Consider the following 21,085-nt stretch of genomic DNA (forward strand, 5'->3'; position numbering starts at 1 on the left):
TCTAAGGAAAGGAAGCCCGACCCAGCAAGAGCGGGAAACTACTCCCGCAGTTTCGAGCAAAGGAAGCCCACCCACGAACAACTCTGGGCGTCTACGAACTTCTCACTGCAAGATGCTCTCAGAATTTGCCTGCGTTCAAGTCCCTTCACCTAACCAAACTTCAGATTGCACGCCTGATTAAAATTTAGCCCCGCTAAGTAATTACGCGACGGGTTTTTGAGAAGCTGGGTTTAGAGAATCCATACTGCCCAAAAGCGCTATGCAGGGGAGCCACTGCGGTCTTCTCCCTTTGCGTTAGCCTCTCCCTTTGGAGAAGGGGAGAAGACCGCAGTGACGTGGAAACTACAGGTGTTTGATTGTCTAGAGTGAAGGTAATTTTACGTCATTAGACTCTGATTTTTAACTAGGAGGAACTGCCGGTGAACCCAATTTTCCCACATGTAGAATCGGTAACAATTAGGTGAGCAGCTTAATAAGCAGTGAGGGCGAACCTTATCTCCATTATTGTAGATTTAGAGCGCACTTCCAGAAAATAGTTGTAGATATCGAGTTGGGTCATCAGTATAGCATTGCAGGCAAGACTACCCAGATAAGTTAGCACTAGCCAAAAATTTCGTCAAAACAGAGCTACTGCTACAATTGGGACACAAGGCAAAGCAAGAATATTACTTTAAAAGGGGTTGGGGATTGGGGACTGGTGATTAGAGATTGGGTATTAGGTATTAGGAATTAAGATTAAAATAATTCTTTCTCAGTCCCCAGTCCCCAATCCCCAGTCCCCAGTCCCCAATCCCCAATCCCCAGTCCCCAACAGATTTAGATTGGTAGCAGTATTATGTTGGCTCAATTCCAGAGCTTGTATCCCCAGGGCAGTTTGATTTCTGAATTAGTGCAAATTTTTCAAGGAAAATATATTGTCCGGGCAAGCGTACAAATTGAAGGTGTAACCCGTGCTACGGGTATGGCAGCGGCAGAAACAGTAGAAGCAGCAGAAGACCAAGCCAGAACCAGGGCGCTGATAGTTTTGGGGATTACAAATGCGCCACAAGAATCAGTGGTGTTGACCTCAAATCCAATTTCCCCGGCGCAGCTAAACCCTCCCTTAAACACCAAAGGAGGATTAAATGAGCCTGCTGCCTATTCCTCTGTGAAAGGTGAGGATTTTGTTAGTAGTCAATGGCCAGTGACCAGCGACAAAGAAATATCTATCCCGCCCTCCAAAGGACGGAACATCAAACCAGAAGTAGTAACAAGTAACGAACAGTACGGGTACAGCAATGCTGCACCCCTAAACGATGATACCTATAGCCAGGATTTAGGTCAAAACTTTCCTGTGACTGCCAACCGAGAGTTAGAATTTGATCCTCCAGTTGAAAGCTTGGAAATAACCTTTGATAACCAAGTAGAAAATCAAACCTTTCCTGCAATTTCTGCCAATAATGTCACACCATTTACACCTCGGAGTTACAGCCCTCAAGAGAATCCTGCCACCCCGTCAGTGACAGGAAAGAGGAAGAAGAAAGCTGAACCCGTGGATTTATCAGATGTAATTGCTAAAACAGATGTCGAACTTCAGCGTTTAGGTTGGACACCAGAACAGGGACGGGAGCATCTGGTTAAAACCTACGGTAAGCGGGGGCGGACTTTGCTGACTGAAGAAGAATTGCACGGATTCCTCAAATACTTACAATCTGAGCCAGACCCAATAGCGGGATTTTGATTTGTCATTAGTCATTAGTCCTTTGTCCTTTTAATTACTAAGGGTCAATAACAAAAGACGTAGGCTCTTGAAACAGTAACGAAGCTACGGAAACTGGGAATTTTTTTGAAGTAATTGCTCAAATAAAGCGATCGCTTACTTTGCTTAAAGAAGTAGAATTACTAAACTTCCTTCAATATCTCTGATGTCAGCCAGACCCATTAGCGGGATTTTAGCTAGTCATTTGTCCAAATCGGTATTAAGTACTTGAGCAGACCCACCCATTCCAAAAATAACCCCTCTTTATAAGTAAAGAGGGGTTATTTTTGGGGTTTAAGGGAATTAAAAATGGTAAATCACTATTTACCATTCGTGAGTATTAATTAACAGCAGCAACTGCTGGACGGCTACCAGCGGCATGACGGTCAATCACTTGGTCAATTAAACCGTATTCCCTGGCTTCCTCTGGCGACATGAAAAAGTCACGTTCAGTATCTTCAGCAATGCGCTCAATTGGTTGACCTGTATGTTCAGCTAAATAGTCGTTTAGCCGCCGCTTATGGTACAGAATTTCCCGCGCCTGAATTTCAATATCAGTCGCCTGTCCTTGAGCGCCGCCTAAAGGTTGATGAATCATAATCCGAGAATGGGGTAAACTCATCCGCTTACCCTTAGCACCCGCGCTGAGGAGGAAAGCGCCCATACTCGCCGCCAATCCGGTACAAATTGTACAGACATCAGGGCGAATATGTTTCATAGTGTCAAAAATGCCCATACCAGCCGTCACCGAACCACCGGGAGAATTGATGTACATATAAATGTCTTTCTCCGGGTCTTCAGCATCCAAATACAGCAGTTGGGCAACAATCAAGTTAGCAATGTTGTTATCAACTTGTTGTCCCAAAAAAATGATGCGCTCACGTAACAGCCGTGAGTAGATGTCAAAGGCGCGTTCACCTCGACCCGATTGTTCAATAACGATAGGAATCATGGAAGCGTGTTTGTGGCTACTTTAAATACATTTTATCGGTGACAGCACGAAACTGGGGTTTATCTCTACTGTTCCCAGGTAGATATAAGTAAATTTTTGCCATTCTGCTTTATCCAACAAGGAAGCAAAAGGTTCTTTTGCAATAGATTTAACCTCTAAGGGCACTTTTTAGCGTTAAAAGGCGTCTGAGAGAATATCCCGATTCAGGGAAGAACAAATCAAAAAACTCCAACTATCGCCAATCTCATGTCTTGGTCTTTGCTGCACAACCTTGGTGATGTGGTGATTAGACCGATAACCGAAATCCGAATTGCTTAGGGAATTATGTTATTTTTCAGTAACATTTTAAACATTTTTTAGGATTTACCTCAGCAATTATCAAGTTATTTTTGTTAGATTCAGTAAATCGATAGTACGAGGTGTATTTAGAATAACCAGTCCTACTTGAAATGCTATCCACTCAGAGAGAGACGTGCCATGCTGGAAAAACTTGTACAAGCCGCCATCATCACCTTCTTGCTCCATCTGATAGCAGGACTTAGCCCAAATACTTTAATTCAGACAAAGACAGCATTACCTGTGCGAGAAACGCCACCAAATATTGTTAGCTTGCTATTGCGATCTTTTCAGTAAGAATGTTTCATAAATTGTACAGGTGTCGGCGATGTCAAAGATATCGACTACTACCTCCTACCCAAGGGTAATACTCGTAAGGTAACTTGCCTATATAGCTCTCTAGGCTAACACTCCAGGGAACAGGGTAGACTGAGCAAAGAAGGCAACTACTTGCGTTTGATTATGACTAATCGCCTTGCTGAAGCTAAGAGCCTCTATCTCCGCAAACACGCCGAAAACCCCATTGATTGGTGGCCTTGGTGTGATGAAGCACTTGCAACTGCAAGAGCGCAAAATAAACCGATTTTTCTCTCCATTGGCTACTCTAGTTGCCACTGGTGTACTGTGATGGAAGGCGAAGCTTTTTCTGATATTGCGATCGCTGACTACATGAATACCAATTATCTTCCCATCAAAGTAGACAGGGAAGAAAGGCCTGACCTCGATAGCATCTATATGCAGGCTTTGCAGATGATGAGCGGTCAAGGGGGTTGGCCTTTAAATATTTTTCTTTCCCCAGAAGATTTAGTGCCGTTTTACGCTGGTACTTATTTCCCTGTAGACCCACGCTATGGTCGTCCGGGATTTTTGCAGGTGTTGCAAGCACTTCGCCGTTATTACGATACAGAAAAAGCAGATTTACAGCAACGCAAAGCCTTAATTATTGAGTCTCTGCTCACGTCTGCGGTGTTGCAAGATGGTACAACAACTGAGCTTGAAGACCATGAATTACTCCGCCAAGGTTGGGAAATCAGTACAGGCATAATTACTCCTAGTCAATCTGGCAACAGTTTTCCGATGATTCCCTATACAGAATTAGCACTGCGGGGAACTCGATTTAATTTTGAATCTCGCTATGATGGCAAGCAAGTTTGTACCCAGCGAGGACTAGACTTAGCACTGGGAGGCATTTATGACCATGTAGGTGGTGGCTTTCATCGCTATACTGTTGATCCGACTTGGACAGTACCCCACTTTGAAAAGATGCTCTACGACAATGGACAGATTGTCGAGTATCTGGCTTCTTTATGGAGTGCAGGAGTACAAGAACCAGCCTTTGAGAGGGCGGTTGCTGGGACTGTACAATGGCTGAAGCGGGAAATGACTGCGCCTGAAGGTTACTTCTATGCTGCTCAAGATGCCGATAGCTTCACTGTTTCCACGGCAATAGAACCAGAAGAAGGAGCTTTTTACGTCTGGAGTTACAGCGAATTACAACAACTGTTAACGCCTGAAGAATTAACGGAATTACAACAACAGTTTACTATTACCCCTAACGGCAACTTTGAAGCAAGTAACGTTTTGCAAAGAAGGAATTCAGGTAAACTGAGTGCAACCCTGGAAATGTTACTGAGCAAGTTGTTTACAGCTCGTTACGGCGTTAGTTCTGAGTCACTGGAAACTTTTCCCCCGGCTCGGAACAACCAGGAAGCAAAAACTACTAACTGGCCAGGTCGCATTCCCTCGGTGACAGATACGAAGATGATTGTCGCCTGGAATAGTTTGATGATTTCTGGGCTGGCTAGGGCTGCTGGGGTTTTCCAACAACCGTTATATCTGGAATTAGCAGCACGAGCGGCGAATTTTATCTGGGAAAATCAGTTTGTCGATGGGCGTTTCCAGAGACTCAACTATCAAGGAAAACCAACTGTTTTAGCGCAGTCTGAAGATTACGCTTTGTTTATTAAAGCTCTATTGGATTTACAAGCTTCCAACCCTGAGCAGGAGCAATGGTTAGAAAATGCGATCGCTATCCAAGATGAATTCAACGAATTTCTCTGGAGTGTAGAGTTAGGTGGTTATAATAACACATCAAGCGATTCTAGTCAAGATTTAATCGTCAGAGAGCGCAGTTACGCCGATAATGCTACACCATCAGCTAACGGAATTGCGATCGCTAATCTTGTCCGTCTCGCCCTACTCACCGATAATCTAGATTATTTGGATTTAGCGGAACTTGGTTTAAAAGCTTTTAGAAGTGTGATGCATCGCGCTCCTCAAGCTTGTCCCAGCTTGTTTACAGCTTTGGATTGGTATCGAAACTCTACCTTGATTCGCAGCACAACTGAGCAAATCAACACTTTGATCCCCAAGTATTTGCCAGCGGCTGTGTTTGCCATAACATCTGATTTACCAGAGGGAAGCGTTGGGTTAGTTTGCCAAGGTTTGAAGTGTCTGGCTCCAGCAGAAAGTGTAGAACATTTATTGCAGCAAGTGCAGCAAAGTCAAAATAGGGGATGATGGGCATGGGCATTGGGTTATTCTCCTTGTTTGTCTAGTGCCTACTCTCTAGTTCTTAGTACCTAGATCCCTAGATCCCGATTCGATGTATAACTATGACGACCAGAAGCAAATTAACAGCAATTGTGTTAGCTGGTGGTAAGAGTTCTCGCATGGGTCAGGATAAAGCCTTGATTCCCATTCAAGGAGTGCCATTGTTGCAGAGGGTTGGTGGTATTGCTCAAAGCTGTGCTGATGTTGTTTATGTAGTCACTCCCTGGCCAGAACGCTATCAAGATTTGCTTTTGCCTGGTTGTCAGTTTATTCAGGAAATACCTTTGTCTGGAAAATCTCTAGCCCACGGGCCTCTAGTTGGTTTTGCTCAAGGACTAGCCGAAGTCAAAACAGATTGGGTGCTGCTACTAGCTTGCGATTTGCCGAGGTTGCGGGTTGAGGTGTTGCAAGATTGGGCAACTAAACTTGATAGCGTGGGGGATAATGCGATCGCAGCTTTAGCCGATCATCCCAAAGGCTGGGAACCTCTATGTGGTTTCTATCGCCGTCGCTGTCTGCCACAACTCCTAGAGTTTATCAACCAAGGGGGACGATCGTTTCAACAGTGGCTTCGGCAATATCCGGTAGAAGTTTTGCCATTAGCAGAACCCGAAATGCTGTTTAACTGTAATACACCAGAGGACTTGGCTTTAAGTTGAGTTGGCAACTGGGGACTTAATCGTGAACTGAACCAGCGGAAACTCTGGTAATAAAGTTATTTTTCGGATCGGGATCGTTAGAATCTATCAAAATAGAAGTCTACTTAACTCGACAGAATTTGCGATCGTTATCATTCTGAGGATATTGCCAAGAATAAGCAAAATGGCTAACTCCCTTGAGTTGGGGGGCAAATTGTCGGAGTGCCTGCATTTGCGCTTCTAGGGATGGACGATTACTGACGGATTCTCCCCAATTACCAGCTAAAGCCGGGATTATCTGCGTACCGGGTTTTGCCATACTCAAAACCCGCTGCACTTGCGACACAATACAACTGACATTACCACAATTCCCATAAGCCATAGGATGCCATTGTAATGTAGTGGGGAACCGATCCCAAGGTTGCAAACGGGAATCATACCCTTGTCCTACAGTTTGGTTGCCATCAGGGAAAAACACCACTCCTGTAGAAATACCTTGCTGCTTCGCTGGGTAACTAGCTATGGTGACAAAATCTAGAATTCCTTGCATGGCGTGGGCAACGGCAAGCTGCCACAACTCCCATTGTAAAAGTGGTTGTCTATTGGTTGCAGACAGAATTGACTTTTGCGCTAGTGGAAGAGTGCGTCCTTGCCAAAGGGGTTCTCCTTCCTGGGGATAAAGTTTATCGACTTCCGCTACATCTCCACCAGTGACAAATCCCTTGCTCAAAAAGCGGCGAATCAAGTCCAGCCCTTTGTAATTCTGTGCCCGTTTAAATAAAGCTTCTTGGGTTGCGGGACTAAATAGCCATAAATCTGAAACTTTGGTGGCAATGGAATCACTTCCAGCTTGGCGGGGATAACGCACGTAGTCCAATAGCAAGCCATCTGGGCGACGGCGCAAAATTTCTTGTACCAATTGGTAGTAGTCGCGTTTTGCTTGCAAGTTGTAGGGGTCGATAAATACTTGAGAGCCATTATCTACCACATATAAACTTGTTTGACCTTTGCCATTCCGAGCGATCGCATCTTCTCTATCTCGACGCTGGGCGTAAGTATAGCCGAAATTTGTGGTAAACATCCAGGCGTAGACCTTTAAACCACGTTGCCGACCTTTTTTTATTGCTGTGGCGAGTATATCGATGTTTTCTGCCCCTGGGGTGCGAATCACAGCAGGCCATACCGTCGGGTTAGCTCTTGCTGGCAATAATACCTGCCCGTCGTAAAATACTTCTAAATAAACTTGGTTATAGCCACGGTTAACAATCCGATCCATAACCTGATCAATTATTCCTGGCTGAATATCACAGGGATACAAGCGCAACCAAATGGCTTGGATTTGCGGCCAAGTCCGAGTGCGGCACTCTCGTAATTCTTGTGCCTGTTCTTGTACTATTTTTTGATAGCGCGTTTGAGCATTTTGATTGCCTTTGAGGGCTGACAAACGTAAGTTTTCTTTTTCTTGCGCTGCCGTTGATGATAACTGACAATACTCATTTCCTTGCGCCCTTGCTGGTTCGCCCCCAAAGTTGGGGAGTAACGAACTACTAGTAAAAATAACAGCGAATAAGCACCGCCAAAATAATGTTGATCTTATAACGTTCAAGGGACGGTTAGACATACCTACCAGTAGATGAACAAATTCAAAATTTAAAAGAGTAGAGTTTCAGACGGGGATTTCAACTCCGACTGTAGCAAGACCCCCCAGGGTAACAGAGCAAAGACGGAGTGGCTCAGACTCCGAACTACGTGTTGAGGTTCGGTCTTAAACCTTTTAATTTGCGATAATTATCGTTCCCGACTCAGATAATAGTGGGTAACGTGTATCAAATTATATAGTTAACTAGTAAGGGTTTTAAAACCTATTTTTTCAAGACTCCCGAAGGTTTATTTCTGTTGCCGTATTCTTTTATAAACGCATAAAAGCATAAATGGTAGTATAAGACACCTAGATATATATAAAGCAAGTGTAGTCTGCTATTGGGTAGATTCTGCCTCTACCTTAGTTAGTGAAAATCTACCAAAACCAGTAGGATTTTTGAACTAAGTACAATATTTCATTAATCGGTAGCGAATTAAATTTGGCAATACCCTCAATGCCAATACGTCGACCGCATTAAAAACGCTACGCTTTTACGCGAAACTATATTAGGAATACCCTGGCTTTTAGCTAGGAGAGTGTCAATCAGTTTAGTTGAAAATTTTAAACTCAGGATTATTATATGAAGTTGAAAAAATGGTCAAGAGTCAAGAGTCAAAACTCCTGACTCTTAATGATGGAGTAGGCAATAGTTAATAACTAACCGCCACGCTTCAGCGCCGTCTCTACCTGCTGTAACTCTTTCTCTAGACGAGTTTTGAGTTTTTCGGGTACGGGACGATTTGGGTAAGAACTGTAATGTCCAGCTAGGGAGTTGAGAGCTGTTCGTATGGTTGTAAAGGAGCCAAGGCCAGAAACGGAGTTAACTCGCTGGTAGCGAGCTGAAAAGTCATTAATTTTTTGACGCGCTTCTGCTTGAACTGCTGTTTTGTCTGGTGAATCTTGTGAGAGATCCAGAGCTTGTCTCATAATATTGACTACAGCTAAGGTGTCTTGGCGATAATCCCCAGTCAAACTATCTGGACTGCCAGAACAACCCATTAAGCCGATAGCTACAACCAAAACCAGCGCAAGCAAACGCGACCAATAGCGCTTCATATGCATTAAGTAAAAGAATACGTAAATCAACGTCCATCCTATCTTGGATTGGTAACCTGGGGATCAATTGAGTGCGGAGTATAAAACTGGGTTGGGCTGTTTCATTCTCTAAAAGGCGCTCATTTACAAGCATCTTGGGCAAAAAATCAGGTGATTAAAAAATCTGATTGGAATGATTATCATCGCGATGCCTTCTCTGCCAGAGGCTTTGCCAACGGTAATCCCTGCGGTATATATACTTAAATTTACTTGTTGAGGTGATAATTTTCCGATTACCAATTAAGCGCACATTTATCGCTCATCCTCTTGACAAAATGCCTAAATAATCACACAAAATAGCCCTGGGAGAGTGGGGGTTTCAATCGCCTATTCAACGAAATCCTAAGAAGGTATAATTCTCTGGTTCTAGGCAGTAAGTGTAGAACCAGAGCAAAAGTTTTCGGTCTATTGAAAATAGGAGCTTGTGAGTTAGAGTTATGGAATTAGAGGTTGATAGGATTTAATCAACTAACTTTCCCTACGCAATCTTTGCAATTTCAGCATCGTAATACATATCATCAACCACAAAAAACCGACTCCATAACCTGCAATTATGTCTGTCGGCCAATGGACTCCTAAATATAAGCGGCTGATACCAATAGCAGCAATTAAAATAACTGTCAAGCTGTAAATAACTTTGGTAAAAAGAGGATAGTGAGTTGCCAATTCGTAAGCAATAAAACCATAAAGCACCATAGAACCTAGTGCATGACCACTTGGAAAACTAAAAGATTTTTCAGATATCAAGCGATGCCAGAGTTCAGGGCGAGGTTTAGAAAAAAACAGCTTTAGCCCTGTATTTAAAATTAACCCTCCCAAACAAGCAAGGACAAAAAATTTCGCTTCTTCTCGGTAACGTTGCCACCAAAGTAACAAGACAGTAGCACCTGCAACTATAACCACTGTTCTAGGATTACCAAGATTTGTAATAAACAGCATTAAATTATCTAAATTGGGATTGGCAAACTGATGTAGCCATAACAGAAAAGTAGTATCAAATGTAAAAGCATCTCGCTCTAAAACCTCTTCAGCCAGTTGTGCTAAAACAAAAAGGATGAGCAGACAACTAGCAAGTCCAACAATACCAATTGTGGCAATTAAAGGAGCTAAACGAGGATGTATATGACGCAGCCAAAAATTAGAAATTTGTCGGAGCATACTTGATTTATGTCATTCATCATTAGAAGGACTAGCCACAGAACGCAAACAACTGTTAACAATTCAAAATTCAAAATTCAAAATTCAAAATTAAAGAGTTCTGAAGCCGAGGCTCCGACTTTTTCTGTGCCTCTGCGGTTTAAAAGTAATTTATTTAACCACAGAGGTGCAGATAACACAAACATAAGAGCTACTCCTAACTCCTAACTTTTTGATAAAGAGTATCTCTTTGTTGGTAAGGTCTTCCTAAAGAAGCGATCGCAGTTTGCAAGGTTTCCACTTCCATACATGTACCACCCAAAGCACCTGCCATTGTGGTAATATGCTCCTCCATTAAGGTGCCGCCGATATCGTTGCAACCCCACACTAAGGCTTCTGTTGCACCTGCAAGTCCCAGTTTTACCCAACTCTGCTGATGATTGGGAATCCAATTACCTAAGTAAATCCGCGCTATAGCCCCTAGCAGCAGTGCATCACTCAAAACTGGTTGATCGCGTCCGACACGGCGACGTAAGGATTTAGGCGCTTCTTGTCCGACGAAGGGTAATAGAATAAACTCTGTAATCCTGGCTGGATATCCCTCATTGATGGCTGTTTTTTGGAGCGATCGCAATTTTTCTAAATGCTTGATTTGCTGCTCATGGGTTTCAATATGCCCAGATAACATGGTGCTAGTGGTATGCAAGCCTAATTGATGAGCGGTGCTGACAATTTCTAGCCAAGCGGCTGTGTCAATCTTTTCTGGACACAGTATCCGCCTTACTTCATCGTCTAATACTTCCGCTGCTGTTCCTGGCATTGAGCCAACACCAGCATCGCGCAAAGCAGTAATCACCTCAGCATATTCCAGTCCGTCAAGTCTGGCGATAAATTGCACTTCTTGGGGAGAAAAAGCGTGTAAATGTATGTGGGGAAATTCCTGTTTGATGGTTTCTACGACTTTGAGATAGTAGGGCAAAGATTTACCATTGATCTGCGCTTGTGGATTTAACCCCCCCTGCATACAGATTTCTGTCGCACCCCGTTGTATTGCATCTGTCGCTTTTTCCAAAATTTGCGCCGAATCTAACCAGTATGCACCGGCATCACCCTCATCTCGACGGAAAGCACAAAAACTACAGTGCTGCTCACAAATATTAGTAAAGTTAATATTACGGTTAATTATGTAGGTGACAGTATCACCTGCTTGGGTGTGGCGGAGTGTGTCGGATGTAGCACGCATTGCTGCGATCGCCTCTGGCTCAGTTTGTTGTAACAATACCACTCCCTCTTCGAGAGATAAGTCGTATCCCATCAAGGCACGTTCAAGAATTTTTTCGACAGCAATTTTTGTCAGCATTACTTTCTTAATTTCTCAGTAAATCTTAATTTTAAGAGCTTGTAAATAATAAAATTCTACTTACTAAATATACCAAGTTCAAGAAAATTGTAGCTAGAGTAAAATTTAGCTGTTTTTCTGTTCTAGCCGCCACAGCCTACTATACTGGAAAACATTGACTAGTTTGTATTTATTCTCAAGCTCATATCTAAATTTTTTAGAAGGATTATACAAAAATAAATTACTGAAACTATCAGGAATATTTGGCATAGTTGGTTCAATTACCAATTGCATCTGCACTTGATGATCTAGCAGATGAATAAGAGACATTAGATCGCCAATATTTAGAGAATAATTACTACTAATTAACAGTGGGTCATTAGCTTTATTGATGATGCGAGCTATTTGAGGGTTAGCATTGTTGCCTTTATTCCACCATGTCTCGGCTTGAGAACTGACGGCACAGGATACAACTCCACTGGAAATTACTACTACCATTACTAATTGCCAAAATTTGCGGACTATTAACTTAGAAGAAATAATTTGAGCCGCCAGCAAGTAAGCAACAGCTAGCTGAATACCTACATAACATGGAATCACATATCTAGGTCGTAGACTGACCTTACCTCCAATAATCAAATCAGGCAATATGACAGCTAAAGCAGGTACTCCACTTAAGATAAAAATAAATAACCAAACTCGTGTTCCGACTTGACGATAAAGAAAGAAGAATGAATATACTACCAAGATTAGTATTAAGGGAATTAAAAATCGACCCCAGCGCAAAACTGGCAAATTCAAATCTGGAAAAAATGGTTCGTAGCGCCAAAAATCAGCAAAGAAACAGCTAATATTGCTAATCCAACCAGAAGCCAAAGCTGACACAGATTGTTTCGTTTGAGCGCTGGTTGTTGTGCGATCAATTTCAGACAAGCTATTAATAACAGTTAAAATCCAAGGAACGAAAGCTAAAAACCCAGCACTAGTTGCGATTAGATAAGCTTTAACGGTTTTGGTGAATCGAAAGCCTTCGATGGCGAATACATAAATACCGTAGGCGATCGCTAGCAACCCAGAAAACAAAAAGGTGTACAATCCTAGTGCAACTGTTACTGCATAAATCCCCCAAAGCTGCTTGCTACCTAGTCTTATTGCTCGCAGCAGTACAGCACTCCCTAGCAAAGTAGTCACTATCCACAAACCGAACTCCCTTGCTTCTTGGGCGTACAGCACATGGAAGGGCGAGACTGTTAGAAGAGCTATGCTTACCCATGCCGTTATGGGTGACTGAAATAATTCTAAGCACAGCCAATAAATGCAAGGAAAGGCTATTAAGCTAATTATGGCTGACAAGCTTCTCGTAGTCGCTACTGAATTGCCAAAAAATTGCATCCATAATCTAACCATCACGTAATAAAGTGGAGGATGCTGGGCATCTTCCACCGCCAAAGAGTTGATTGTATTGATTAAACCTTTTGGAGAATTAGGCTGTTGATATTTTTGTATATTTCCAACGGCAAACACGCGCCCATTAAACACTTGTTGAACAAATTCTTTCTTAGTGTAACCAGAAATTCGTAATGAGGTATAAGCTTCATCATGGGAGTAGACTTTTCGATCCAGATAGGCGAAGCGAAAAAATATCCCTAGTATTAACAAAATAATGATTAAAAATCGTAGCCAAATAGGAGGAAAATATTTTGCAAGTATTGATTGTCTGTTGATCATAAATCTCGAACTATACCGCAGATTGCCGGTTTAGGAAGTATAGTAGTAGCAGTTTGTGAATCAGTTTTTTAGATGTTTGGGATTAATCAATTCCAAGTCCATTGCAATCATCAGAGCAACTAACAATAAAATAGCAATTAAGTAAGTAGGTGAGAATAAATCAAAGTAGATTAAGTAATGTAAAAAATCTTGAAATGTGTTCGTAGTGAGGGCTACCCTGCGGTAACGCTTCGCGAACAGCCCTCAAATTAGGACTAAAGTCCTTACTACAAACCTTGAATTATTCACGCCGCTCTACTTAAGGGAATTTGTAGTAAGCAGATCGAGCCGCTTATTACAAACCAATTTAATTAATTTGACATTACGTAATGTAGTTTGATTTATTCTTGCCCACTTACTTAATGCACATTGTTATATTGGCTGAAATTCTCACTAAAGCATTGGATATTACTAATTTTCCCGGAATTTTGGTGTTCGTCGATGTTGTATTAGTAATCCAATTGCCATACCAATGCCGACAAAGGCTGTAAAGTAGAATAAACCAATTAATCGGATATAAATTGGTGGTGCGATCGCTTCAACTTCAACTTCTTGCGCTACTTTCACTGGTGCAAATTGACGATTAGATCCTGGTAGAGGGGTTGCTTCCACCTCGATTGTGTGGGGTGAACCATCAAAAAACTGTTCTTGCCATGTCAACTTACCTTGTTTGTCGGGAATACCTTTGTAGTCAAAAACTGTTAAATTGTGTTCTGTAGCGATCGCTTTTACTTGCAATGCTACATCTGTGATCGGTTGTCCGGTTGCGGTATCTTTCAGTTGTAGCGCTAAATTCGCAAGTTTTCCGACAGTTGCGTTTTTATCTCCCTCAAGGCTAATTTCTAATCCCTGAGATGTTTGAGATGATGGTGCGATCGCTTCGCTACTACTTGGGTGGTGTTCACTGCCATGAGCTTCGGCAACTTCGGCACTAATGTTGATAATTAATAGGGTTACTATAGCCACTACTGTTAATGCACTTAATAAAAGGCGCACTGACTGTGGTGCAATTTCTCCTTGTTGTAGTTCTTCTTGTCCGCCAATAACCCAACCACCCAACAATCCCAGTGATAGTAAGATAGCTGCGATCACAACAAAATATTTATATTTGATTGGATTTTCGTGAACATTCAGATTTAAAGTTTGTTCATAAGCAGCAAAAGTATTTGCTACCAACGGTGACACTTTAACTAATAGTTGGTAATTACCACGGATGGGTAACATCTGCTGAATTTCTAGCTTACCATCAGGTGCAGTGGCATTCATTTGCAGCAATTTCGTTCCCTCAACAATGGGAAAATCTGTTGTTAACCAGTGATTAGGCGGCGGCGTCAGAATTTGTAAGCTAATTTTGGCATTTTCTAAAGATTTACCCGCAGCATCAACAGCTTGTAATGTCAAAGTGACAGGAGATTGTGGTTTTTCTGCTTCTGCTTCAAAGGGGATAATACGTTCTAAAGGTGGGTTGGTAGAAAGTAGTACTCTGGATGTAGGAATTTGGGAACTCCCCACAAAGGAATAAAGAATTGACAAAGTGACGCAAACAGCGCTGATAACTCCAAAAAGTCGATATTTTTTCATAAAAAATTATGGTAAATGTGAAACTCATGTACTTTATGAAATTGAAATCTTAAGAGCAGTGGATGAAAGTTACTCCAAGTTATTTTGCATTTTATTATTACTAATTAGAAGAATTAAAGTCAAATAATTAGTCATAAATCAGATATATTTTTAAGTTAAGGTGATGTAGAGATGCTTTGTTTTGCATCTCTACAAAACCTAAAAGTTATTTCCAAGCAAAAACACTGTCGCAAAATCCACGCTATTTTAGCGTTTTCACTTTGTTATCTGACTTAGCAAAGCTTCATGCATCTAAAAAATCTTGGGATTATGATTATTTAGTGACATGCAACGCCTAATGTGTGGTGACGCGTTGAGTGTGCTGTGTTATGAACCGCAGGATAGGTGGAAAACAAAACAGTCCAGATAACTAAAGAAGATAGCAGCATATAGAGCGTTACCTGCACAGGCTTAGATAAGGTAATACCTGCGGTCTTTTGCAATATTGAGATATGAGAAAAAGTAGTCATTTTTGAACTCCTACAATAAATTTGGGTAATTTATCAATCAAAAGGCATGACGCCGCTTGATTGCAAAAAGATATACTATCAACTTTGTATTTGACAAGTGTGTATCAAATGTATTGTGTAATTCGGCTTTAGTGAATACTATACTATTCTTTCAACATCGGCTGATCGCGATGCAGAAATCTACACATAAAGTCCATACAAATAACAAAAGAATGACACATGGTTTTGAATGACGGCATTTTCAAAGCTGATAACACGAAGGTAACAGATAAAAATTAAAAATTTAAAATGCTCATATTGCCAAGCATCTAAAATTCTTTAAATAAACGCGATTGATGTTATCTCTAAGCCAATTAAATCCGCTACATAGCGACAGTTTCTTGTTTGCGTCCATATCCAAAGTGTTATTATACCCCTTGTTTGTATTCTACGTACTCCTGAAGCAATAAGCTGATCAGGAATAGTATGAAACAGTTAGCTTTCTCTAAATATGATTTATACATAAAACAGCGTATAAATACTGTTAAAATTAAGGAAATCCTGCTAGAGTTTTCAGGGACTAATTCTCGCTTGCTCTAGATTTAACAACTTAACTAGCTGTTTAGAAGCATTATAAAATTATTGACAATAATTATTAATTCCTCTAATATCTAAAAGCAATTGCAAAAGATTTGCAATTCTTTTTTGGTGCTAACCGTAACTAAATGTCATGCCCAACAACTTCGCTCTAGGTGACGGAAAACCTTGGAGCCGCCGTCAATTATTGAAGCTGGGCCTAGCAGGTGCTGGAGTAACTGGTGCAGCTGGACTTTGGCAGATGTTAAATCTACAAAGTCAGTCAATAGTCAAAGTGCCACCACTCGATAGGTCAGCATCTGACGAGGTTACTAACCCAATGAAGATGTTAAGGGATTTTGATTATGGAACGGTGAAGCAAGAAAATGGGCGGACTATCCGGGAATTTCAGTTAACTGCTGGTACTTCCATCATAAAACTCAATAGTGCTGTTTCTTACAACATCTGGGATTTAAACGGTCGCATACCAGGGCCAACGCTACGGGCTAAACAGGGCGATCGCATCCGGGTACTATTTCTCAACAATGCGGGACATTCTCACTCTTTGCATTTTCATGGCGTTCATCCGGCGGAAATGGATGGTATTCGCCCAATCAGCAATGGTAATGCCACAATTTATGAATTTGATGCTGAACCTTATGGCGTTCACTTATACCACTGCCATATTGAACCAGTCACTCGTCACATCGCGAAGGGACTGTACGGAATGTTTATCATCGATCCACCTACTCCCCGTCCTCCGGCTGATGAAATCGTATTAGTGATGGGTGGGTATGACGTGAATGATGATAGCCATAATGATTATTACGCCTTCAACGGTCTGCCTCACTATTACATGCATCATCCCATTGGCATTTACAAAGATCAGTTGATTCGGCTGTATGTTCTTAACATTATTGAATACGATCCAGCAGTGACATTTCATCTCCATGCCAATTTCTTTGATGTCTATCGCTATGGCATGAGTATGACTCCTAGCGAGAAAGCAGATGTGATTACGATGGGTGTTGCAGAAAGGCACATCTTGGAATTTGCTTTTCGTTACCCAGGTAAGTATATGTTTCATCCCCATCAGGATGCGATCGCAGAAAATGGTTGCATGGGTCAATTTGAAGTACTTACTGAGACAAACTCTCAAAATCCTGTGAAAAAATCCTGACAATATTATTAGTAATTCGTAATTAATTCATGAAATTTTTCAGCACTAGTTGATAAAAAGTATCATTATATGCAACAGTAAAATCTATGACAATCTGTCAAACAAACTACTTTTTAGTAATAGTTTGAAAAGTTTCGATTAATACCTTTTTAGTTGTGTGAGGAGCAAAGATGATCAGACTTCGTTATATCTGTTTAACAGCAGCAGCAGCCCTAATAGTTACATTGAGTTCCTGTAGCAGTACACCAACCGCAGAAAATCCATCAGCACCAGTTGCTACCCCTCAAGCTACAGAGGCAGTAAGTAATAACAGTCATAGTGGTCACGGTGGCAAAGAAAAAATTAATATTAACAGCGCTATATTGTCAGAATTAGATAAGTTTGAAGCCAAACTAGGTGTTCCGGCTTTATCGAACAAAATTCAGGCAAGTCGTCCATACGGTAGTCCAGAAGATTTAGTTACTAAAAAAGTAATTACTCAAGAACAGTTCGACCAAATTAAAGATCAGGTTAGTGTTCAGGAAGTAGTACTTACAGGTGAGGCGAAAGATGTTGACTATATGTCTAAATTAGGCTTAATGAAAGGGCATCTTTTGGTAGCACAAGAACTGCTGGATCAAAATCAGCCGAAACAAGCAGAACCTCATATTGGACATCCAGTTGAGGAGATTTACGTTGACGTAGAAGAACAATTGAATGAGCGCAAAGTCAAAGAATTTAAAACAACTTTGGTGAGTTTGCAAGATTTAGTGAAATCTAATCCGAAGGATAGCAAAGTTAAAACTAATTTTACTTCTTCAGTGCAAGCAGTTGATGGAGCGATCGCGGCATTGCCAGCAGATCAACGCTCAAAACCCGGATTTGCGCTCCAGGTAATTAACGAACTACTAGATTCAGCCAACTCCGAATATGGCGCTGCGATCGCAAATGGTAAAGTAACCGCGCCAATTGAGTATCAAGACTCCCGTGGTTTTGTCTTTTACGCCAATGAATTATACAAAGGAATTTCTAGTCAAGTAGCTCAAGCAGATCCCGAAGCACACAAAGCGATCGACACTAGTTTTGCTGAACTAATAAAAGTTTGGCCCTCTGCCATCCCACCAGCAAAAGCAGTCAAAATTCCTACTGATGTTACCAAACTGGTGAAAACCATTGAGGAAAACTCTCAAAAAGTGGTTGACAAATCCAATACCCAAGCACAACGATAACACTTTAATTTAATGGAAAGTATAGGTTGAGGAGTTTAAAATAGTTAAAAGTTAGAAGTTATGAATTATGAGTTATGAATCCCGATCTACTAACTCCTAACTTTCAACTCCTCACTTCTAACTTCTAACTAATTACCTTCCATTCGTTACTTTAACTAACAACTGATGCAAGAACTTGACCATAAAAAGACTATTGACCTGCTGAACGCCATCATGGAATTTGAACTAGCAGGAGTAGTACGCTACACACATTATTCTTTGATGGTAACTGGCCCTAACCGTATTCCAATTGTGGCTTTTTTCAAAGCACAGGCAAGTGAATCTTTACTTCATGCCGAACAAGTGGGAGAAATTCTCACCGGTTTAGATGGGCATCCCTCCCTGAAAATTGCCCCAATGGAAGAAACCTACCAGCATAAAGTCAAGGATATCTTGGAAGAAAGCTTATCCCATGAAAAGAAGGCATTGGATCTGTATAAAAAATTGCTCGATACCGTCACCAATGCCAGTATTTACCTTGAAGAATTCGCTCGTGGCATGATTGGGCAAGAAGAGATGCATAATCTCGAACTGAAAAAGATGCTACGCGATTTTGGTTAATAGTCATTAGTCCTTAGTGATTAATTATTGGCTAAAGACTAATAATAAAGATAGAAGTCTGAACGGAGCTAAAAACCGGAGCGGAGGAAACCTCCTCTCTGGATTTTTCAATATTTGGCTTCTGACCATAATAACTTTGGGGACAAAAGACAAAGGACAAAAGATGAATTTTAGTACTGCTCTACCTACTTTTGTAATAACGCTCCGAGAAGGAGTGGAAGCTGCCCTCGTTGTTGGCATTGTGCTAGCTTTGCTGAAAAAAGCGAAACAATCCCGACTCAACTCTTGGGTATATGCTGGTGTGGGCGTTGGCATTGTCGTCAGTGCCTTAATAGGTGTGCTATTCAGTTGGGTAATTCAAGTACTGGGAGCCGCGAATCCTCAATACACCACCGTAGTTGAGCCAGCACTAGAAGGTGTGTTTAGTGTGTTAGCGATCGCAATGCTCAGTTGGATGCTAATCTGGATGACTAAACAAGCCAGATTCATGAAAGCGACAGTTGAGGGAGCAGTAACAGAAGCACTGACACAAAACTCAAATGCTGGTTGGGGTGTTTTTACTCTAATTTTAATTGCCGTTGTCCGGGAAGGCTTTGAAACTGTTCTGTTCGTTGCAGCTAATTTTCAACAGGGATTAATGCCAGCATTGGGCGCTGTTGCTGGTTTGGTAGCGGCATCTGCTATTGGGGTGCTGCTATTTAAATGGGGTGTCAAAATTAATATCCGCCAGTTTTTCCAGGTAATGGGCGTTTTATTAGTGTTGATTGTGGCTGGGTTGGTAGTTTCAGCCTTGAAACACTTTGACGAAGCTGTAGCTAACCTTGCCCTTAGCAGTCGTGCCACAGAAAGCCTTTGTTTCTATTACGAACGCTTTACAAAAGTCCACTCCTGTATTTTGGGGCCAATGGTTTCCAATACTTCCACAATCTTACCTGACGAACAGTTTCCTGGGATTATTCTCAAATCTTTATTTGGCTATAGAGACAATCTCTATCTTGTGCAAGCAGTGGGATATGTGGCATTTTTACTCACCATTGGAGGACTGTATTTCCGCAGCCTTGGGGGTGCTTCTCCTGAAGGTAAAAAGAATATCCCCTTTGGTCAAAAACCAATTAGTTCTGCAAAAGATTAAAACCCATAGTGTTTGAGTTACATATTGGCACTCAAACACTAATCTATCAAACTGTTCGTATAGCATATTAAGCTAAGTGCCCTGTGGTGCAAACAACGCTTGCTTAAGCTGCTGACAAGCCTTTTCAATTGCATCTATACTACCTGGATTCACCAGACCAAAATAATCAAACACATAGACTCGGTTATTTTTAGTTGCTTGTAGTTGCTGCCAAAAAGCTTCCTTTTTCAACGAATCTAAAAGCGCTGCTTCCGAATTTCCTTGCGGAGGATTAACCAAAATGATCACCTCTGGATTTGCTTCTAAAACTTTCTCAGCCGAAAGTGTCACATAGCCGCCAACTGGACTTTTACCTTGTAAATCTGCTGCTATATTTTTCGCCTGGAATTTCGCCAGTAAATCCCCTGCCCAACTGTTTTTATTCGGTGCTAAAATTGGTTGACGACTAACCAGTGCTAGTGTAGAAGGACTTTGAGTTGGCTTATCTGGCAAGAAAGTTTTATAACGATTTAACAAAGGCTGAGGTTCGGCATTAATTAACCCAGCAAGTTTTTTAGTAAGTTCTTGTAGAGATTCCCAGCTATTCACCTTAGTGAGCAAAGTTTGAATTCCTAGCTGCTGAAGTTTTTGAATTGGAATGTTAGAAAAACCTTCAGCACCAATAACTAAATCTGGTTTGAGGGCTACCACTTTCTCTAAATTTGGCGGATTTTGCCCTTCACTAACACGCGGGATATCTTTAAATCTTGAGTCATTCTTAAATAATTTACTACCAGTGATTCCGACAATTTTTGTTTGATTGAGTCGAGAGATAATGTCAGCAGAAAGAGAAGAAAGAGCAACAACTCTTTTTGCCGATCCTTTTGGTAATTGCTGAGAGTTCGTGTTAGTCGTTTCAATAGGGTTTGTGACTTCTTTTTGTAGCTGCTGAGTATTTGCAGTGGTGCAAGCAACTAAAACTATACTCAACAAAATTGCTAAAGCAGATAAGAGCCTACGACGATGCATATTAAAATTCCTTCTGGGGTAAGAATGATATAAGATTGATATCGATTAGGGCTGTTGTAACTGCTAACACAGATGTACACCTATCCCAATGTAATTGTTTCAATCCCCAGTTAAA

At 41.4% G+C, this 21,085-nt stretch carries 17 protein-coding genes; 8 read left to right on the forward strand and 9 right to left on the reverse strand.

All coding sequences use genetic code 11. The features are described from left to right. Window positions 1-835 precede the first annotated feature (835 nt). Window positions 836-1,720 carry a hypothetical protein gene (locus tag HWQ44_RS27685; protein WP_292725186.1) on the forward strand — a complete coding sequence of 295 codons (885 nt, stop codon included), beginning with the start codon at window positions 836-838 and terminating at the stop codon, window positions 1,718-1,720. Window positions 1,721-2,078: 358 nt separating this feature from the next. On the opposite strand, the gene clpP is transcribed toward HWQ44_RS27685, so the two are convergent. Next, window positions 2,079-2,690, reverse strand: coding sequence for an ATP-dependent Clp endopeptidase proteolytic subunit ClpP (gene clpP / locus HWQ44_RS27690; protein ID WP_069068590.1), 612 nt, complete (start codon window positions 2,688-2,690; stop codon window positions 2,079-2,081). A gap of 477 nt (window positions 2,691-3,167) precedes the next feature. Here clpP and HWQ44_RS27695 point away from each other — a divergent pair, with 477 nt between their 5' ends. From HWQ44_RS27695 to HWQ44_RS27705, 3 genes are all read left to right on the forward strand, one after another. Further along, window positions 3,168-3,323, forward strand: coding sequence for a hypothetical protein (locus HWQ44_RS27695; RefSeq protein WP_292725187.1), 156 nt, complete (start codon window positions 3,168-3,170; stop codon window positions 3,321-3,323). 165 nt (window positions 3,324-3,488) lie between these two features. Further along, window positions 3,489-5,546: a thioredoxin domain-containing protein gene (locus HWQ44_RS27700; protein ID WP_292725188.1), complete on the forward strand. Its 2,058-nt coding sequence runs from the start codon at window positions 3,489-3,491 to the stop codon at window positions 5,544-5,546. 95 nt (window positions 5,547-5,641) lie between these two features. Next, window positions 5,642-6,238 (forward strand): molybdenum cofactor guanylyltransferase, encoded by a 597-nt coding sequence (locus HWQ44_RS27705; RefSeq protein ID WP_292725189.1) that lies wholly within the window; start codon window positions 5,642-5,644, stop codon window positions 6,236-6,238. Window positions 6,239-6,338: 100 nt separating this feature from the next. Here HWQ44_RS27705 and HWQ44_RS27710 read toward each other — a convergent pair whose 3' ends face one another. From HWQ44_RS27710 to HWQ44_RS33675, 7 genes are all read right to left on the reverse strand, one after another. Then, window positions 6,339-7,838: a family 10 glycosylhydrolase gene (locus HWQ44_RS27710; RefSeq protein WP_292725190.1), complete on the reverse strand. Its 1,500-nt coding sequence runs from the start codon at window positions 7,836-7,838 to the stop codon at window positions 6,339-6,341. Between the two features lie 678 nt (window positions 7,839-8,516). After that, complete coding sequence (gene psb27 / locus HWQ44_RS27715; RefSeq protein ID WP_292725191.1) at window positions 8,517-8,921, reverse strand: photosystem II protein Psb27; 405 nt, start codon at window positions 8,919-8,921, stop codon at window positions 8,517-8,519. A 501-nt stretch (window positions 8,922-9,422) separates the two neighbouring features. Beyond that, window positions 9,423-10,112: a phosphatase PAP2 family protein gene (locus HWQ44_RS27720; protein ID WP_292725192.1), complete on the reverse strand. Its 690-nt coding sequence runs from the start codon at window positions 10,110-10,112 to the stop codon at window positions 9,423-9,425. Between the two features lie 196 nt (window positions 10,113-10,308). Further along, window positions 10,309-11,451 (reverse strand): 7,8-didemethyl-8-hydroxy-5-deazariboflavin synthase subunit CofH, encoded by a 1,143-nt coding sequence (cofH, locus tag HWQ44_RS27725; RefSeq protein WP_292725193.1) that lies wholly within the window; start codon window positions 11,449-11,451, stop codon window positions 10,309-10,311. 105 nt (window positions 11,452-11,556) lie between these two features. Further along, window positions 11,557-13,158: a glycosyltransferase family 39 protein gene (locus HWQ44_RS27730; RefSeq protein WP_292725194.1), complete on the reverse strand. Its 1,602-nt coding sequence runs from the start codon at window positions 13,156-13,158 to the stop codon at window positions 11,557-11,559. Window positions 13,159-13,608: 450 nt separating this feature from the next. Further along, window positions 13,609-14,778 carry a hypothetical protein gene (locus HWQ44_RS27735; RefSeq protein WP_292725195.1) on the reverse strand — a complete coding sequence of 390 codons (1,170 nt, stop codon included), beginning with the start codon at window positions 14,776-14,778 and terminating at the stop codon, window positions 13,609-13,611. 317 nt (window positions 14,779-15,095) lie between these two features. Then, complete coding sequence (locus HWQ44_RS33675) at window positions 15,096-15,287, reverse strand: CbtB domain-containing protein (protein ID WP_179064069.1); 192 nt, start codon at window positions 15,285-15,287, stop codon at window positions 15,096-15,098. A 709-nt stretch (window positions 15,288-15,996) separates the two neighbouring features. Between HWQ44_RS33675 and HWQ44_RS27745 the strand changes: the two genes are divergently transcribed. The 4 genes from HWQ44_RS27745 to HWQ44_RS27760 all read left to right on the forward strand — a co-directional run bounded on the left by HWQ44_RS27745 (window position 15,997) and on the right by HWQ44_RS27760 (window position 19,962). Then, window positions 15,997-17,022 carry a multicopper oxidase domain-containing protein gene (locus tag HWQ44_RS27745; RefSeq protein WP_292725196.1) on the forward strand — a complete coding sequence of 342 codons (1,026 nt, stop codon included), beginning with the start codon at window positions 15,997-15,999 and terminating at the stop codon, window positions 17,020-17,022. A gap of 170 nt (window positions 17,023-17,192) precedes the next feature. Further along, window positions 17,193-18,230 (forward strand): helix-hairpin-helix domain-containing protein, encoded by a 1,038-nt coding sequence (locus HWQ44_RS27750; protein ID WP_292725197.1) that lies wholly within the window; start codon window positions 17,193-17,195, stop codon window positions 18,228-18,230. 165 nt (window positions 18,231-18,395) lie between these two features. Then, on the forward strand, window positions 18,396-18,830 hold the full coding sequence (locus tag HWQ44_RS27755; RefSeq protein ID WP_292725198.1) for a ferritin-like domain-containing protein: 435 nt from the start codon (window positions 18,396-18,398) through the stop codon (window positions 18,828-18,830). A gap of 163 nt (window positions 18,831-18,993) precedes the next feature. Beyond that, window positions 18,994-19,962: an FTR1 family protein gene (locus HWQ44_RS27760; RefSeq protein WP_292725199.1), complete on the forward strand. Its 969-nt coding sequence runs from the start codon at window positions 18,994-18,996 to the stop codon at window positions 19,960-19,962. A 72-nt stretch (window positions 19,963-20,034) separates the two neighbouring features. Here the strand turns inward: HWQ44_RS27760 and HWQ44_RS27765 are convergent, their stop codons facing one another. Beyond that, window positions 20,035-20,970 carry an ABC transporter substrate-binding protein gene (locus tag HWQ44_RS27765; protein WP_292725200.1) on the reverse strand — a complete coding sequence of 312 codons (936 nt, stop codon included), beginning with the start codon at window positions 20,968-20,970 and terminating at the stop codon, window positions 20,035-20,037. Between the last annotated feature and the right edge of the window lie 115 nt (window positions 20,971-21,085).

It is taken from the genome of Nostoc sp. JL34 (assembly GCF_017114945.1).
Taxonomy (GTDB): domain Bacteria; phylum Cyanobacteriota; class Cyanobacteriia; order Cyanobacteriales; family Nostocaceae; genus Nostoc.